This is a genomic window from Pseudomonas sp. NUPR-002 (genome assembly GCF_056322725.1).
In genome coordinates, this window is sequence record NZ_CM150476.1 from 848,193 (window position 1) to 863,931 (window position 15,739).

At 58.7% G+C, this 15,739-nt stretch carries 13 protein-coding genes and 2 tRNA genes; 14 read left to right on the top strand and 1 reads right to left on the bottom strand.

Annotated features, from left to right (window positions below; translation table 11 throughout):
• Window positions 1-46: 46 nt before the first annotated feature.
• From carB to ACVWSC_RS03980, 3 genes are read left to right on the top strand one after another with little or no spacing between them, the layout of a single operon-like run.
• Window positions 47-3,268 carry a carbamoyl-phosphate synthase large subunit gene (carB, locus tag ACVWSC_RS03970; RefSeq protein WP_442112145.1) on the top strand — a complete coding sequence of 1,074 codons (3,222 nt, stop codon included), beginning with the start codon at window positions 47-49 and terminating at the stop codon, window positions 3,266-3,268.
• Window positions 3,265-3,747 (top strand): transcription elongation factor GreA, encoded by a 483-nt coding sequence (gene greA, locus ACVWSC_RS03975; protein ID WP_442112146.1) that lies wholly within the window; start codon window positions 3,265-3,267, stop codon window positions 3,745-3,747. Before carB ends, greA begins: the two co-directional genes overlap by 4 nt.
• Complete coding sequence (locus ACVWSC_RS03980; protein ID WP_442112147.1) at window positions 3,725-4,162, top strand: MFS transporter; 438 nt, start codon at window positions 3,725-3,727, stop codon at window positions 4,160-4,162. Before greA ends, ACVWSC_RS03980 begins: the two co-directional genes overlap by 23 nt.
• A gap of 24 nt (window positions 4,163-4,186) precedes the next feature.
• Here the strand turns inward: ACVWSC_RS03980 and yhbY are convergent, their stop codons facing one another.
• Window positions 4,187-4,495 carry a ribosome assembly RNA-binding protein YhbY gene (yhbY, locus tag ACVWSC_RS03985; protein WP_442112148.1) on the bottom strand — a complete coding sequence of 103 codons (309 nt, stop codon included), beginning with the start codon at window positions 4,493-4,495 and terminating at the stop codon, window positions 4,187-4,189.
• 100 nt (window positions 4,496-4,595) lie between these two features.
• On the opposite strand from yhbY, the gene rlmE reads away from it, so the two are divergent.
• The 11 genes from rlmE (at window position 4,596) to infB (ending at window position 15,711) form a co-directional block, all read left to right on the top strand.
• Window positions 4,596-5,219 carry a 23S rRNA (uridine(2552)-2'-O)-methyltransferase RlmE gene (gene rlmE, locus ACVWSC_RS03990; protein ID WP_133216223.1) on the top strand — a complete coding sequence of 208 codons (624 nt, stop codon included), beginning with the start codon at window positions 4,596-4,598 and terminating at the stop codon, window positions 5,217-5,219.
• A gap of 212 nt (window positions 5,220-5,431) precedes the next feature.
• Complete coding sequence (ftsH, locus tag ACVWSC_RS03995; RefSeq protein WP_442112149.1) at window positions 5,432-7,330, top strand: ATP-dependent zinc metalloprotease FtsH; 1,899 nt, start codon at window positions 5,432-5,434, stop codon at window positions 7,328-7,330.
• Window positions 7,331-7,338: 8 nt separating this feature from the next.
• The gene (gene folP / locus ACVWSC_RS04000; protein WP_442112150.1) at window positions 7,339-8,190 is read left to right on the top strand and encodes a dihydropteroate synthase; all 852 of its coding nucleotides are present in this window, start codon (window positions 7,339-7,341) and stop codon (window positions 8,188-8,190) included.
• A 16-nt stretch (window positions 8,191-8,206) separates the two neighbouring features.
• Window positions 8,207-9,547 carry a phosphoglucosamine mutase gene (gene glmM, locus ACVWSC_RS04005; protein ID WP_442112151.1) on the top strand — a complete coding sequence of 447 codons (1,341 nt, stop codon included), beginning with the start codon at window positions 8,207-8,209 and terminating at the stop codon, window positions 9,545-9,547.
• Window positions 9,548-9,613: 66 nt separating this feature from the next.
• Complete coding sequence (gene tpiA, locus ACVWSC_RS04010) at window positions 9,614-10,369, top strand: triose-phosphate isomerase (protein ID WP_442112152.1); 756 nt, start codon at window positions 9,614-9,616, stop codon at window positions 10,367-10,369.
• Between the two features lie 3 nt (window positions 10,370-10,372).
• Window positions 10,373-10,759, top strand: coding sequence for a preprotein translocase subunit SecG (gene secG, locus ACVWSC_RS04015; protein ID WP_442112153.1), 387 nt, complete (start codon window positions 10,373-10,375; stop codon window positions 10,757-10,759).
• A 19-nt stretch (window positions 10,760-10,778) separates the two neighbouring features.
• Window positions 10,779-10,864 (top strand) — tRNA-Leu (locus ACVWSC_RS04020).
• A 97-nt stretch (window positions 10,865-10,961) separates the two neighbouring features.
• Window positions 10,962-11,038, top strand: a tRNA-Met gene (locus tag ACVWSC_RS04025).
• A gap of 129 nt (window positions 11,039-11,167) precedes the next feature.
• The gene (rimP, locus tag ACVWSC_RS04030) at window positions 11,168-11,626 is read left to right on the top strand and encodes a ribosome maturation factor RimP (protein WP_442114252.1); all 459 of its coding nucleotides are present in this window, start codon (window positions 11,168-11,170) and stop codon (window positions 11,624-11,626) included.
• 59 nt (window positions 11,627-11,685) lie between these two features.
• Window positions 11,686-13,167 (top strand): transcription termination factor NusA, encoded by a 1,482-nt coding sequence (gene nusA / locus ACVWSC_RS04035; RefSeq protein ID WP_442112154.1) that lies wholly within the window; start codon window positions 11,686-11,688, stop codon window positions 13,165-13,167.
• A gap of 27 nt (window positions 13,168-13,194) precedes the next feature.
• Window positions 13,195-15,711 carry a translation initiation factor IF-2 gene (gene infB / locus ACVWSC_RS04040; RefSeq protein WP_442112155.1) on the top strand — a complete coding sequence of 839 codons (2,517 nt, stop codon included), beginning with the start codon at window positions 13,195-13,197 and terminating at the stop codon, window positions 15,709-15,711.
• The last annotated feature ends 28 nt before the right edge of the window (window positions 15,712-15,739 follow it).

The following is a 15,739-nucleotide window of genomic DNA, read 5'->3' on the forward strand; positions in this document are numbered from 1 at the left end:
TGTTCAAAGCGGCTTGCCGACTGACCTGCGGAATTGAGTGATACCCATGCCAAAACGTACAGACATTAAAAGCATCCTGATTCTTGGCGCTGGCCCGATCGTTATCGGCCAGGCCTGCGAATTCGACTACTCCGGCGCCCAGGCCTGTAAAGCCCTGCGCGAGGAAGGTTTCCGCGTCATCCTGGTGAACTCCAACCCAGCGACCATCATGACCGACCCGGCCATGGCCGACGCCACCTACATCGAGCCGATCAAATGGCAATCGGTGGCCAAGATCATCGAAAAAGAGCGTCCTGACGCACTGCTGCCAACCATGGGTGGCCAGACTGCTCTGAACTGCGCACTGGACCTGGAGCGCGAAGGCGTTCTGGAAAAGTTCGGCGTAGAAATGATCGGCGCCAACGCCGACACCATCGACAAGGCTGAAGACCGTTCGCGCTTCGACAAGGCCATGAAGGCCATTGGCCTTGAGTGCCCGCGCTCCGGTATCGCCCACAGCATGGAAGAGGCCAACGCGGTCCTCGAGAAGCTGGGCTTCCCGTGCATCATTCGCCCGTCCTTCACCATGGGCGGCACTGGTGGCGGTATCGCTTACAACCGTGAAGAGTTCGAAGAAATCTGCGCCCGTGGTCTGGACCTGTCGCCAACCAAGGAACTGCTGATCGACGAATCGCTGATCGGCTGGAAAGAGTACGAGATGGAAGTGGTCCGCGACAAAAAGGACAACTGCATCATCGTCTGCTCGATCGAAAACTTCGATCCGATGGGCGTGCACACCGGTGACTCGATCACCGTTGCTCCGGCACAGACCCTGACCGACAAGGAATACCAGATCATGCGCAACGCCTCGCTGGCGGTGCTGCGTGAGATTGGCGTTGAAACCGGTGGTTCCAACGTTCAGTTCGGTATCTGCCCGAACACCGGCCGCATGGTCGTGATCGAGATGAACCCGCGCGTATCGCGTTCCTCGGCACTGGCTTCCAAGGCTACCGGCTTCCCGATCGCCAAGATCGCCGCCAAGCTGGCTGTTGGCTACACCCTCGACGAACTGCAGAACGACATCACTGGCGGCCGTACCCCAGCGTCCTTCGAGCCGTCGATCGACTACGTCGTGACCAAGCTGCCGCGCTTCGCCTTCGAAAAATTCCCGAAAGCCGACGCCCGCCTGACCACCCAGATGAAATCTGTGGGTGAAGTCATGGCCATCGGCCGTACTTTCCAGGAGTCGCTGCAAAAAGCGCTGCGCGGTCTGGAAGTCGGTGTCTGTGGTCTGGACCCGAAAGTCGACCTGGCCAGCCCTGAAGCTGCCAGCATCCTCAAGCGCGAGCTGACCGTGCCTGGCGCTGAGCGTATCTGGTACGTGGCTGACGCCATGCGCTCGGGCATGACCTGTGACGAAATCTTCGCCCTGACCGGCATCGATCACTGGTTCCTGGTGCAGATGGAAGACCTGATCAAAGAAGAAGAGAAGGTCAAGACCCTGGCGCTGTCGGCCATCGACAAAGACCTGATGCTGCGCCTGAAGCGTAAAGGCTTCTCCGACCAGCGTCTGGCCAAACTGTTGGGTATCACCGACAAGAACCTGCGCCGTCACCGCCACAAACTGGAAGTTTTCCCGGTTTACAAGCGCGTCGACACCTGCGCGGCCGAGTTCGCCACCGACACCGCTTACCTGTACTCGACCTACGAGGAAGAGTGCGAGTCCAACCCGTCGACCCGCGACAAGATCATGATTCTGGGTGGCGGTCCTAACCGTATCGGCCAGGGCATCGAGTTCGACTACTGCTGCGTACACGCGGCACTGGCCCTGCGCGAAGACGGTTACGAGACCATCATGGTCAACTGCAACCCGGAAACCGTCTCCACCGACTACGACACCTCCGACCGTCTGTACTTCGAGCCGCTGACGCTGGAAGACGTGCTGGAAGTGGTGCGGGTCGAGAAGCCAAAAGGCGTGATCGTCCACTACGGTGGCCAGACCCCGCTGAAACTGGCTCGCGCCCTGGAAGAAGCTGGCGTACCGATCATCGGCACCAGCCCTGACGCCATCGACCGCGCCGAAGACCGTGAGCGCTTCCAGCAGATGGTTCAGCGCCTGAACCTGCTGCAGCCGCCAAACGCCACCGTGCGCAGCGAAGACGAAGCCATTCGTGCCGCTGGCCAGATCGGTTACCCGCTGGTTGTGCGCCCGTCCTACGTACTGGGCGGCCGTGCCATGGAAATCGTCTACGAGCTGGACGAGCTCAAGCGCTACCTGCGTGAAGCGGTACAAGTGTCCAACGACAGCCCGGTGCTGCTTGACCACTTCCTCAACTGCGCCATCGAAATGGACGTGGATGCGGTGTGCGACGGTACCGACGTGGTGATCGGCGCAATCATGCAGCACATTGAACAAGCAGGTGTTCACTCCGGTGACTCGGCCTGTTCGCTGCCGCCGTACTCGCTGCCAGTTCATGTTCAGGACGAAGTCCGTGTTCAGGTCAAGAAAATGGCCCTGGAGCTGGGCGTTGTCGGCCTGATGAACGTGCAGCTGGCGCTGCAGGGTGACAAGATCTACGTGATTGAAGTCAACCCGCGTGCTTCGCGTACTGTACCTTTCGTGTCCAAGTGCATCGGCACCTCGCTGGCGATGATCGCTGCCCGCGTCATGGCTGGTAAATCGCTGAAAGAGCTGGGCTTCACCAAGGAAATCATTCCTAACTTCTACAGCGTCAAGGAAGCGGTGTTCCCGTTCGCCAAGTTCCCAGGGGTTGACCCGATCCTCGGCCCTGAGATGAAATCCACCGGTGAAGTCATGGGTGTTGGCGACAGCTTCGGTGAGGCCTTCGCAAAAGCCCAGATGGGCGCCAGCGAAGTGCTGCCGACCGGCGGTACTGCCTTCATCAGCGTGCGTGATGACGACAAGCCGCAGGTAGCAGGTGTTGCCCGTGACCTGATCGCGCTGGGCTTTGAAGTGGTTGCCACTGTTGGTACCGCCAAAGTTATCGAAGCGGCTGGCCTGAAAGTGCGTCGCGTGAACAAGGTGACCGAAGGTCGTCCGCACGTGGTCGACATGATCAAGAACGACGAAGTGTCGCTGATCATCAACACCACCGAAGGCCGCCAGTCGATCGCTGACTCCTACTCGATTCGTCGCAATGCGTTGCAGCACAAGATCTACTGCACCACTACCATTGCGGCCGGTGAAGCCATCTGTGAAGCGTTGAAGTTTGGTCCTGAGAAGACCGTTCGCCGCTTGCAGGATCTGCATGCAGGACTCAAAGCATGAGCATTACCAAATACCCGATGACCGTCCAGGGCGCTCGCGCCCTGGAGGAAGAGCACCTGTTCCTGAGCAAGACCGAGCGTCCGCGCTTGAGTCAGGCAATCGGTGAGGCGCGCGAGCTGGGCGACCTCAAGGAAAACGCCGAATACCATGCTGCCCGTGAAGAGCAGGGCATGGTCGAAGCGCGCATTCGCGATATCGAAGGCCGTCTGCAGAACTCGGTCGTGATCGACGTGACCACCATTGCCCACACCGGCAAGGTCATCTTCGGCACCACCGTAGATCTGGAAAACACCGAAACCGGCGATCAGGTGACTTACCAGATCGTTGGTGAAGACGAAGCTGACATCAAGAAAGGCAAGCTCTCGGCTGGTGCACCAATCGCCCGCGCCATCATCGGCAAGGAAGAAGGTGACATCGTCGTCGTCAAGACGCCAAGTGGCTCGGTCGAGTACGAGATTGTCGAAGTCAAGCACATCTGACCGGCGCCTGCGGGCGCCGACCCTCGAGGGTATCCTCTGGCAGCTGGCCCAGGTTTTCTGGGTTGGCGGCCTGTGGGTGTTCCACGTAGGGCTGGTGCCCGCGCTCAAAGTCAGTGGCCTGGCGCCGCTACTGGTGCAGGATGTTGCCGTGCAGATCGACCGTTGGTTGATCGGCGTAGCGGCAGTCGGCCTGCTGACTCAGTTGGCGGTGTTGGTGAGGTTGAGAGGGGTGGCAGCCTGGTGGCAAACATTCAGCGGCCAGATGCTGCTGGTGGGTTTTGCCGCCTGCGTCGGCTACTACACCTTGCGCTACGGTATTTCTGCCGGGGAGCGTTGGCAGATGTTCTGCTTCGTGATCCTTGGGATCAGCGGTATCGTGCTGGCAGCCCAGCCAGTCCCGACCAGGGCGCGCTAGCCGCGCCACTGATCGGAGCCACCATCATTTGTAACGGTGGATGTTGGACAGTTGCTTGTTCGGTTGCGGGTTTTTGCGGTACAGCAGCACCATCTTGCCGATGATCTGCACTTGTTCTGCGCGACTGACCTTGCTCAGCTCGTCCATTACGGCCTTGCGCTCTTCGCGATCTTCGAGCTTGACCTGGACCTTGATCAGTTCGTGATCAGTCAGGGCGCGCTCCAGTTCGGCGAGGACACCTTCGGTCAAACCATTGCCCGCCACGATCAGAACCGGCTTCAGGTCGTGACCAATGGATTTGTACTGTTTCTTCTGCTCGTTATTGAGCGGCATAATCTGACCCTTTGTCTGATTCTGTAAAAATGGCGGCCATTTTACCCGAGGGCCCGTGGATCCGCCCAACAAATCACGACCCTTATCATCGAGGCACCCCATGGCGCGTTCCAAGACAAGCAAAAAGTGGCTGGAAAGGCATGTCAGCGATCCCTATGTGAAACAGGCACAGAAGGATGGTTACCGCTCGCGTGCGAGCTACAAGCTTCTGGAAGTCCAGGAAAAATACAAGCTGATCCGTCCAGGCATGAGCGTCGTTGACCTCGGCGCGGCCCCAGGTGGCTGGTCGCAGGTGACCAGTCGTCTGATCGGCGGCCAGGGTCGCCTGATCGCCTCGGACATCCTGGAAATGGACAGCATTCCCGACGTTACCTTCATCCAGGGTGACTTTACCCAGGACGAAGTGCTGGCGCAGATCCTTGAGGCGGTAGGTAATTCGCACGTAGACCTTGTGATTTCCGATATGGCCCCCAATATGAGTGGAACGCCTGCTGTGGATATCCCCAAGGCCATGTTCCTGTGCGAACTGGCGCTCGATCTGGCCACCCGGGTACTCAAGCCGGGCGGTGATTTCCTGATCAAGATCTTCCAGGGCGAAGGGTTTGATGTTTACCTGAAGGACGCTCGTCAGAAATTCGATAAGGTCCAGATGTTCAAACCTGACTCTTCACGGGACAGTTCCCGCGAGCAGTACTTGCTGGCGCGGGGTTATCGCGGCGAGTAAGGCTTCAGGCCGGTGGCTTTCAGAGTATCCGATAGTTTTTTCCAATCGGCTGTTCTGCCTGACCTGGATGAACATCGTGTAGTCTAGGTTTCACAAAGGGTTACAGACGGCGCCTGCAGATGTGTAGGTTATGTAGTAAGTTAGGCCGGTGAATATCATGCGAGGCACGGCTGCGCCGTCAGCCGGCTTCAGAGGGTAGCTAATTGAACGATATGGCAAAGAACTTGATCCTGTGGTTGATCATCGCGGCTGTCCTGGTGACAGTGATGAACAACTTCTCCAGCCCGAATGAACCACAGACCCTCAACTATTCCGACTTCATTCAGCAGGTCAAGGATGGCAAGGTCGAGCGCGTAGCGGTCGACGGCTACGTCATCACCGGCAAACGTACCGATGGCGACAGCTTCAAGACCATCCGTCCGGCCATCCAGGACAACGGCCTGATCGGCGATCTGGTCGACAACCACGTCGTGGTCGAAGGCAAGCAGCCTGAGCAGCAGTCCATCTGGACCCAGTTGCTGGTAGCCAGCTTCCCGATCCTGGTGATCATTGCCGTGTTCATGTTCTTCATGCGCCAGATGCAAGGTGGTGCAGGGGGCAAGGGCGGGCCGATGAGCTTTGGTAAAAGCAAGGCGCGGCTGCTCTCCGAAGACCAGGTGAAAACCACGTTGGCCGACGTTGCAGGTTGCGACGAAGCCAAGGAAGAAGTGGGTGAGCTGGTCGAGTTCCTGCGCGATCCGGGCAAATTCCAGCGCCTGGGCGGTCGTATTCCGCGTGGCGTGTTGATGGTTGGCCCACCAGGTACCGGTAAAACCCTGCTGGCCAAGGCCATCGCGGGCGAAGCCAAGGTACCGTTCTTCACCATCTCCGGTTCCGACTTCGTCGAAATGTTCGTGGGTGTGGGTGCCAGTCGTGTCCGTGACATGTTCGAACAGGCCAAGAAGCACGCACCGTGCATCATTTTCATCGACGAGATCGATGCCGTTGGTCGCCACCGTGGCGCCGGCATGGGCGGCGGTCACGACGAGCGCGAGCAAACCCTCAACCAGTTGCTGGTAGAGATGGACGGCTTCGAAATGAATGACGGCATCATCGTCATTGCCGCCACCAACCGTCCTGACGTGCTTGACCCGGCGTTGCTGCGTCCTGGCCGTTTTGACCGTCAGGTTGTAGTTGGTCTGCCGGACATCCGCGGTCGTGAACAGATTCTCAAGGTCCACATGCGTAAAGTGCCGGTTGGCGAAAACGTCAACCCTGCGGTTATCGCGCGTGGCACTCCAGGCTTCTCCGGTGCCGACCTGGCCAACCTGGTCAACGAGGCTTCGCTGTTCGCTGCTCGTTCGAGCAAGCGCATCGTCGAAATGAAAGAGTTCGAACTGGCCAAAGACAAGATCATGATGGGCGCCGAGCGCAAAACCATGGTCATGTCCGAGAAAGAGAAGCGCAACACCGCTTACCACGAGGCCGGTCACGCCATTGTTGGTCGCGTGGTGCCTGAGCACGATCCGGTCTACAAGGTCTCGATCATTCCTCGTGGCCGTGCCCTGGGTGTCACCATGTTCCTCCCTGAAGAGGACCGTTACAGTCTGTCCAAGCGTGCGCTGATCAGCCAGATCTGCTCGCTGTACGGCGGCCGTATCGCCGAGGAAATGACCCTGGGCTTCGACGGCGTGACCACCGGCGCTTCCAACGACATCATGCGGGCCAGTCAGATCGCCCGGAACATGGTGACCAAGTGGGGGTTGTCGGAGAAGCTCGGGCCGCTGATGTATGCCGAAGAAGAGGGCGAGGTGTTCCTCGGTCGCAGCGCCGGCTCCCAGCACGCCAGTGTTTCCGGTGAAACTGCCAAACTGATCGACTCAGAAGTTCGCAGCATCATTGATCAGTGCTATGCCACTGCCAAGCAGATCCTCACGGACAATCGCGACAAGCTTGATGCGATGGCCGATGCGCTGATGAAGTACGAAACCATCGATGCCGAGCAGATCGACGACATCATGGCCGGTCGTACGCCACGCGAACCGCGTGACTGGGAAGATGGTTCGGGCACCCCTGCACCGCAGAGTGACCGTCCAGAATCGCCGATCGGCGGCCCAGCGGCGCAAATCTAAGGGCTCTTATGACGTCACAGCAGTACCCAACCCGGTTGCCTTGCGGCAACCGGGTTCTTGATTTGTCCCGTACCCATGTCATGGGTATTCTCAATATCACCCCCGATTCCTTCTCCGACGGCGGACGCTTCAATCAGCGTGATGCTGCCTTGCGTCATGCCGAAGCGATGGTCGCAGCGGGCGCAACCCTGATCGACATCGGTGGCGAGTCCACGCGCCCTGGTGCCCGGGCGGTTTCCGCGCTCGAGGAGTTGGAGCGTGTAGCGCCGATGGTTGAGGCGATCAATCGCGAGCTGGATGTGATCATCTCGGTCGATACCTCCACTCCGGCGGTCATTCGCGAGTCTGCCAGGCTCGGTGCCGGGCTGATCAACGATGTTCGCTCGCTCAGTCGCGACGGCGCCCTGGACGCGGCAGCTGCCACTGGCTTGCCGGTGTGCTTGATGCACATGCGTGGCGAGCCGGGCAACATGCAGGACAGCCCTCATTACGAAGATGTCACCGCTGAAGTAGCGAGCTATCTTGAACAACGGATGGCAGCGTGCGCAGCGGTGGGTATCGATGCTGAACGGATCATCCTCGATCCGGGATTTGGCTTTGCCAAGACCCTTGCGCACAACCTCAGTCTGTTCAAGCACATGGAGTCGCTGTATCGATTGGGGCGTCCATTGTTGGTGGGCGTTTCGCGCAAGAGCATGATCGGGCAGGCGCTGGATCGTCCGGTCGAACAACGACTCTACGGCAGCCTGGCCTTGGCTGCGTTGGCGATGACCAAAGGAGCGAGCATCCTGCGCGTTCATGATGTCGCCGAAACCGCCGATGTAGTGCGGATGATTGCCGCGGTTCAAGCCGCCGAATAAGTGTGATGGAGCATCTATGAGCAGAAAATACTTTGGTACCGACGGCATCCGTGGCCGTGTCGGCGAATACCCGATCACTCCTGACTTCATGCTCAAGCTCGGTTGGGCTGCTGGCATGGCCTTTCGAAAGCAGGGTGCCTGCCGGGTTCTGGTCGGTAAAGACACGCGAATCTCCGGTTACATGTTCGAGTCCGCCCTGGAGGCCGGCCTTTCCGCCGCAGGCGCGGATGTGATGCTGCTCGGGCCGATGCCGACCCCGGCCATTGCCTACCTGACGCGCACCTTTCACGCCGAAGCCGGCATCGTCATCAGTGCCTCGCACAATCCGCATGATGATAACGGCATCAAGTTCTTCTCCGGCCAGGGCACCAAGCTGCCTGACGAAGTCGAAAAAATGATCGAAGAGCTGCTCGATCAGCCGATGACCGTGGTCGAGTCGAGCAAGCTCGGCAAGGTCTCGCGTATCAACGATGCCGCTGGTCGCTATATCGAATTCTGCAAAAGCAGCGTGCCGACCAGCACCGATTTCGCCGGCCTCAAGCTGGTGGTCGATTGTGCCCATGGCGCTACGTACAAAGTGGCACCTAGCGTGTTCCGCGAGCTGGGCGCCAGCGTCACCGTGCTGTCGGCGCAGCCAGACGGTCTGAACATCAATGAAAATTGTGGTTCGACCCACATCGAGTCGCTGCAGGCAGCGGTACTGGTTGGTCATGCCGACCTGGGTATTGCCTTTGATGGTGACGGCGACCGGGTGCTGATGGTCGACCATACCGGTGCAATCGTCGATGGCGACGAGCTTCTTTACATCATTGCCCGCGACCTGCAAGAGCGCGGCAAGCTGCAGGGTGGGGTAGTTGGCACCCTGATGAGTAACCTGGGCCTGGAGCTGGCGCTCAAGGAGCTCGACATCCCGTTCGTTCGTGCCAAGGTCGGTGACCGCTACGTAATGGCCGAGCTGCTGGAGCGCGAGTGGGTGCTCGGTGGTGAGAACTCCGGGCATGTGGTGTGCTTCAACCATACCACCACTGGTGATGCGATCATTGCCGCGCTGCAGGTGCTGATGGCGCTCAAGCGACGCGAAGAGACCCTCGCGCATGCGCGTCAGGGGCTGCGCAAGTGTCCGCAAGTGCTGATCAATGTGCGCTTTGGTGCAAGCAAGGTCGATCCACTGGAGCATCCGGCTGTGAAAGAAGCCAGTGCCCGTGTCACCGAGGAAATGGCCGGGCGTGGCCGCGTGTTGTTGCGCAAGTCCGGAACAGAGCCTTTGGTGCGCGTTATGGTCGAGGGTGACGACGAAACTCAGGTTCGCGCCCACGCAGAAGCGCTGGCAAAACTGGTAAGTGAAGTTTGCGTTTGAAATACGCTTGCCAGCAGTGATCGGGTTGGGTAACATCTGCGCCCACTTTGACCGACGAGGTAAAGCATGCGTCGCCCTATGGTAGCTGGTAACTGGAAGATGCACGGTACCCGCGCCAGCGTCGCTGAGCTGATCAAGGATTTGAGTAATCAAGCCTTGCCTCGCGGTGTTGAGGTCGCGGTGTTTCCTCCCTTGCTGTACATCAACCAAGTGGTTGAAGGGTTGCAAGGAGAGTCGATCGCTGTTGGCGCTCAGAATTCTGCGGTACAGCCTGAGCAAGGCGCATTGACCGGTGAAGTTGCACCGAGTCAGTTGGTCGAGTCAGGTTGCGAGCTGGTACTGATTGGGCACTCGGAACGCCGCCAGATCATTGGCGAGAGTGATGAAGTGCTTAATCGCAAGTTCGCTGCGGCACAGGCTTGTGGTTTGAAGCCGGTGCTCTGTGTAGGGGAAACCCTCGAAGAGCGCGAAGCGGGTAAGACGCTAGAGATTGTCGGGCGTCAGCTGGACAGCATCATCGAAGCATTCGGTGTTGATGTCTTCGCCAATGCGGTGATTGCCTATGAGCCTGTATGGGCCATCGGTACAGGGCTGACAGCCACGCCACAGCAGGCTCAGGATGTGCACAAAGCCATTCGCGAGCAGCTGGCGGCAAAGAATCCTGAAGTCGCTCAAAATGTGCGGCTTCTATACGGCGGCAGCGTGAAGGCGGCCAATGCGGCTGAACTGTTCGGCATGCCGGATATCGATGGGGGCCTGATTGGTGGGGCTTCCCTGAACGCAGACGAATTCGGTGCAATTTGTCGCGCCGCAGGAAACTGAAAAATGCTGGAAACAGTGATCGTTGTGTTTCATCTGTTGGGCGCACTGGGTTTGGTAGTGCTGGTGTTGCTGCAACAGGGTAAAGGTGCGGAAGCGGGTGCATCTTTCGGCGCAGGTGCTTCAAATACTGTGTTCGGAAGCCAAGGTTCTGCTACCTTTCTGAGTAAGTTTACTGCTATACTAGCTGCCTCTTTCTTCTTAACTGCTCTTGGGTTAGGATACTTTGCTAAAGAGAAAGCTCATGAGCTGACTCAAGTAGGGTTGCCAGATCCAGCAGTATTGGAAGTGAAGCAGCAAAAACCGGCAACAGATGATGTACCGGTGCTCCAGGAGCAGAAGAGCGAAGCCACTAACACTGGCGATGTTCCTCCCGCTCAAGAGCAGAAGTAACGGGTTTCAAAGTAGTATTGCCGAGGTGGTGGAATTGGTAGACACGCAACCTTGAGGTGGTTGTGCCCATAGGGTGTAGGGGTTCGAGTCCCCTTCTCGGTACCAATTGAAACAAGACAGCCCGCTACAGCGGGCTTTCTTGTAGGTGGAGGTTAGATTGACCCTTATAGGGTTCGGTCGTATACTTTCGCCCCAGCTTTGTCGCGGGGTGGAGCAGTCTGGTAGCTCGTCGGGCTCATAACCCGAAGGTCGTTGGTTCAAATCCAGCCCCCGCAACCAGTTTCAGCGGAGCCCCTTTTTCAGGGGCTTTTTCTTGGCTGAACAGTCATAACGCCGGTATTCAACGGCGTATCAGGGATGGGCGCTTTGCCCATTTTTTATTTGCATAGCATGCACGAGGGGGTTCAGGTGTCGAGCAAGCTAGAACAGTTGCAGGCCTTGTTGGCCCCGGTGGTCGAGGCTCTTGGCTATCAATGCTGGGGGATCGAATTCATCTCTCAAGGCAAACATTCGGTCCTGCGTATCTATATCGATAAAGAGGAAGGCATTCTGGTTGATGACTGCGCAATCGTCAGTCACCAGGCCAGCGCTATCCTTGATGTAGAAGATCCAATTTCTTCCGAATATACCCTTGAAGTGTCCTCTCCTGGCATGGATCGCCCACTGTTCACTCTGGAACAGTACGCTTCGCATGCCGGCGAACAAGTGAAGATCAAGCTGCGCACGCCCTTTGAAGGTCGTCGTAACTTTCAGGGCCTTCTCCGCGGTGTGGAGGACCAGGATGTGGTTGTTCAGGTAGACAACCAAGAGTTCCTGTTGCCGATCGATTCGATCGACAAGGCCAACATTATTCCCAGTTTTGACTGAGACGTGCCGGATCTCGCGGACCGCGCGGATCCAATGGCTTGCGAAAGGCGAGGCGTACGATGAGCAAAGAAGTACTGCTGGTTGTTGAGTCGGTATCCAACGAAAAGGGCGTACCGGCCGGCGTAATTTTTGAAGCGCTGGAAGTGGCTCTGGCCACTGCAACCAAAAAACGTTTTGACGACGAAGTCGACCTGCGTGTGGAAATCAACCGCCACACCGGTAGCTATGAGACCTTCCGTCGCTGGACAGTCGTCGAAGAGAAAGACCTGGACGATCCAGCCATCGAAGTATGGCCGGCCAAAATCCAGGAGTCTCACCCTGAGGCGAAAGTCGGCGACGTGATCGAAGAGAAGATCGAGTCGATCGAGTTCGGTCGTATTGCCGCCCAGACCGCCAAGCAAGTCATTGTCCAGAAGGTCCGTGAAGCCGAGCGCGCTCAAGTGGTAGATGCCTACCGCGAGCGTCTGGGCGAGATCATCTCCGGTACCGTCAAGAAGGTCACGCGTGACAACGTCATCGTTGACCTGGGCAACAACGCCGAGGCGCTGCTTGCCCGTGAAGACATCATCTCTCGCGAAACCTTCCGGGTTGGTGTGCGTGTGCGCGCCCTGCTCAAGGAAATTCGCACCGAGAACCGTGGCCCGCAACTGATCCTGTCGCGTACCGCACCACAGATGCTGATCGAACTGTTCCGCATCGAAGTGCCGGAAATCGCCGAGGGCCTGATCGAAGTTATGGCCGCGTCCCGTGATCCGGGTTCGCGTGCCAAAATCGCCGTACGCTCCAAAGACAAGCGCATTGACCCGCAAGGTGCCTGCATTGGCATGCGCGGCTCGCGCGTCCAGGCAGTGTCCGGTGAACTGGGCGGCGAACGTGTGGATATCGTCCTGTGGGACGACAACCCGGCACAGTTCGTCATCAACGCAATGTCGCCGGCAGAAGTCGCGGCGATCATCGTCGATGAAGATGCCCACGCCATGGACATCGCTGTGGGAGCAGACAACCTGGCCCAGGCGATCGGTCGTGGTGGCCAGAACGTGCGTCTTGCCAGCCAGTTGACTGGCTGGACCCTGAACGTGATGACCGAATCGGACATCCAGGCCAAGCAGCAAGCTGAAACCGGTGACATCCTGCGCAACTTCATCGACGAGCTGGAAGTCGACGAAGAGCTGGCACAGGTGCTGGTCGATGAAGGCTTCACCAGCCTGGAAGAGATTGCCTACGTACCGTTGGAAGAAATGCTCAACATCGACGGCTTTGACGAAGAAATCGTCAATGAGCTTCGTGCTCGCGCCAAGGATCGCTTGTTGACCAAAGCCATCGCTACTGAGGAAAAGCTGGCAGACGCCCATCCGGCCGAAGACCTGCTCTCGCTTGAGGGTATGGACAAGGATCTGGCGGCGGAACTGGCGGTGCGCGGCGTAGTTACCCGCGAAGACCTGGCCGAGCAGTCGATTGATGACCTGCTCGACATCGACGGCATCGACGAAGAGCGTGCCGGCAAGTTGATCATGGCCGCCCGAGCCCACTGGTTCGAGTAATTAGGCGCGGCCTGAGGAGAGAAGTGCATGACGCAAGTCACGGTGAAAGAATTGGCCCAAGAGGTCGCTGCACCGGTAGAGCGCCTGCTGCAGCAGATGCGTGAGGCAGGTCTGCCGCACACCGACGCCGGTCAGGTAGTGACCGACAATGAGAAGCAAGCTCTGCTGGCTCATTTGAAGAGCAGCCACAAGGCGAAGGTGGAAGAACCGCGCAAGATTACCTTGCAGCGCAAAACCACCAGCACCCTGCGTGTCGCCGGTAGCAAAAGCATCAGCGTAGAAGTACGCAAGAAGAAAGTATTCGTTCAGCGCAGCCCGGAAGAAATCCAGGCCGAGCAGAAGCGCGAGCTGGAAGAACGCCGTGCAGCCGAAAACGCTGTACGTGAAAAAGCCGACGCTGAAGCACGTCAACGTGCCGATGAAGAGGCTCGTCGTCAGGCTGCGGCCGCGCCTGCAGCCCCGGCTGCACCTGCTGCCGCTGCTCCGGTTGCCCCGGCTCCTGCCCCGGTGATCGAGCCTGCTGACGTCGCTCCGGCGCCGGTTGCCGATCGCAAGAAAGACGACGTGCGCCGCAACGACAAGTCGCGTGACGACGATCGTCGTGGTGGTGAGCGCCGCAACGAAGCGCCGCGCGTGTCGGTCAAGGTCAAGGAAAAGGAAAAGGCGCCGACTCCGCGCGCCGCTCCGCGTACCACCGACGAAGAAAGCGATGGCTTCCGTCGTGGCGGTCGTGGCAAGGGCAAGCCGAAGAAGCGTAATGCTCACGGCTTCCAGAGCCCGACCGGTCCGGTTATTCGTGACGTACAGATCGGCGAGACCATCACGGTTTCCGATCTGGCGAACCAGATGTCCGTCAAGGGCGCTGAAGTCGTCAAGTTCATGTTCAAGCTGGGCACTCCGGTCACCATCAACCAGGTGCTCGATCAGGAGACCGCACAGCTGGTCGCCGAAGAGCTGGGCCACAAGGTCACCCTGATCAGCGACACCGCCCTGGAAGACTCCCTGGCTGAATCGCTGAAGTTTGAAGGTGAGACCGAGACCCGTGCACCGGTTGTGACCGTAATGGGTCACGTTGACCACGGTAAGACCTCGCTGCTCGACTACATCCGTCGTGCCAAGGTAGCTGCTGGCGAAGCCGGTGGTATCACCCAGCACATCGGTGCCTACCACGTAGAAACCGACCGCGGTATGGTCACGTTCCTCGACACTCCGGGCCACGCCGCGTTTACCGCGATGCGTGCACGTGGTGCCAAGGCCACCGACATCGTGATCCTCGTGGTCGCGGCGGACGATGGTGTGATGCCGCAAACCCGTGAAGCTGTTCAGCACGCCAAGGCGGCTGGTGTTCCACTGGTTGTTGCAGTGAACAAGATCGACAAGCCGGGTGCTGACCTCGATCGCATCCGCAACGAGCTGGCTGTCGAAGGCGTAACCTCCGAGGACTGGGGTGGAGACACGCCGTTCGTCAAGGTTTCGGCGAAGATGGGTACCGGTGTCGACGAACTGCTCGAAGCCGTTCTGTTGCAAGCCGAGATCCTCGAGCTCAAGGCCACGCCATCGGCTCCAGGTCGTGGTGTTGTCGTTGAATCGCGTCTGGACAAAGGCCGCGGCCCAGTGGCCACCGTGCTGGTTCAAGACGGTACCCTGCGTCAGGGCGACATGGTTCTGTGCGGTTCGAACTACGGCCGTGTACGTGCCATGCTCGACGAAAACGGCAAGCCTGTTAAAGAAGCCGGTCCAGCCATTCCAGTCGAAATCCTCGGCCTGGATGGTACGCCGGACGCTGGTGACGAGCTGTCGGTGGTTGCTGACGAGAAGAAGGCCCGTGAAGTCGCGCTGTTCCGTCAAGGCAAGTTCCGCGAAGTCAAACTGGCTCGTGCACACGCTGGCAAGCTCGAGAACATCTTCGAGAGCATGGGCCAGGAAGAGAAGAAGACCCTCAACATCGTTCTCAAGACCGATGTGCGCGGTACTCTCGAAGCCCTGCAGGGCTCCCTGGGCGGCCTGGGTAACGACGAAGTACAGGTTCGGGTGATTGGCGGCGGCGTCGGTGGTATCACCGAAAGCGACGCTAACCTGGCACTGGCTTCCAATGCAGTACTGTTCGGCTTCAACGTGCGTGCCGATGCCGGCGCCCGCAAGATCGTCGAGCAGGAAGGTCTGGATATGCGTTACTACAACGTGATCTACGACATCATTGAAGACGTCAAGAAGGCCCTGACCGGTATGCTCGGCAGCGATGTTCGCGAGAACATCCTCGGCGTTGCCGAAGTGCGTGACGTGTTCCGTTCGCCGAAGTTCGGCGCCATCGCTGGCTGTATGGTCATCGAGGGTACCGTGTACCGCAACCGTCCGATCCGCGTACTGCGCGAAGACGTGGTTATCTTCGAAGGCGAGCTGGAGTCGCTGCGTCGCTTCAAAGACGATGCCTCCGAAGTACGTGCCGGCATGGAATGCGGTATCGGCGTGAAGAGCTACAACGACGTCAAAGTCGGCGACAAGATCGAAGTCTTCGAGAAAGTCCAAGTGGCTCGTACGCTCTAAGCATCGAGCATGGGAAGTGCGAAACGCC

Excerpts from the sequence above, each read along its gene's own strand:
- tpiA (WP_442112152.1), top strand. The coding sequence starts at position 9,614 with ATGCGTCGCCCTATGGTAGCTGGTAACTGGAAGATGCACGGTACCCGC.
- greA (WP_442112146.1), top strand. The coding sequence starts at position 3,265 with ATGAGCATTACCAAATACCCGATGACCGTCCAGGGCGCTCGCGCCCTG.
- nusA (WP_442112154.1), top strand. The coding sequence starts at position 11,686 with ATGAGCAAAGAAGTACTGCTGGTTGTTGAGTCGGTATCCAACGAAAAG.
- ftsH (WP_442112149.1), top strand. The coding sequence starts at position 5,432 with ATGGCAAAGAACTTGATCCTGTGGTTGATCATCGCGGCTGTCCTGGTG.
- secG (WP_442112153.1), top strand. The coding sequence starts at position 10,373 with ATGCTGGAAACAGTGATCGTTGTGTTTCATCTGTTGGGCGCACTGGGT.
- carB (WP_442112145.1), top strand. The coding sequence starts at position 47 with ATGCCAAAACGTACAGACATTAAAAGCATCCTGATTCTTGGCGCTGGC.
- yhbY (WP_442112148.1), bottom strand. The coding sequence starts at position 4,495 with ATGCCGCTCAATAACGAGCAGAAGAAACAGTACAAATCCATTGGTCAC.
- rlmE (WP_133216223.1), top strand. The coding sequence starts at position 4,596 with ATGGCGCGTTCCAAGACAAGCAAAAAGTGGCTGGAAAGGCATGTCAGC.
- folP (WP_442112150.1), top strand. The coding sequence starts at position 7,339 with ATGACGTCACAGCAGTACCCAACCCGGTTGCCTTGCGGCAACCGGGTT.
- glmM (WP_442112151.1), top strand. The coding sequence starts at position 8,207 with ATGAGCAGAAAATACTTTGGTACCGACGGCATCCGTGGCCGTGTCGGC.
- infB (WP_442112155.1), top strand. The coding sequence starts at position 13,195 with ATGACGCAAGTCACGGTGAAAGAATTGGCCCAAGAGGTCGCTGCACCG.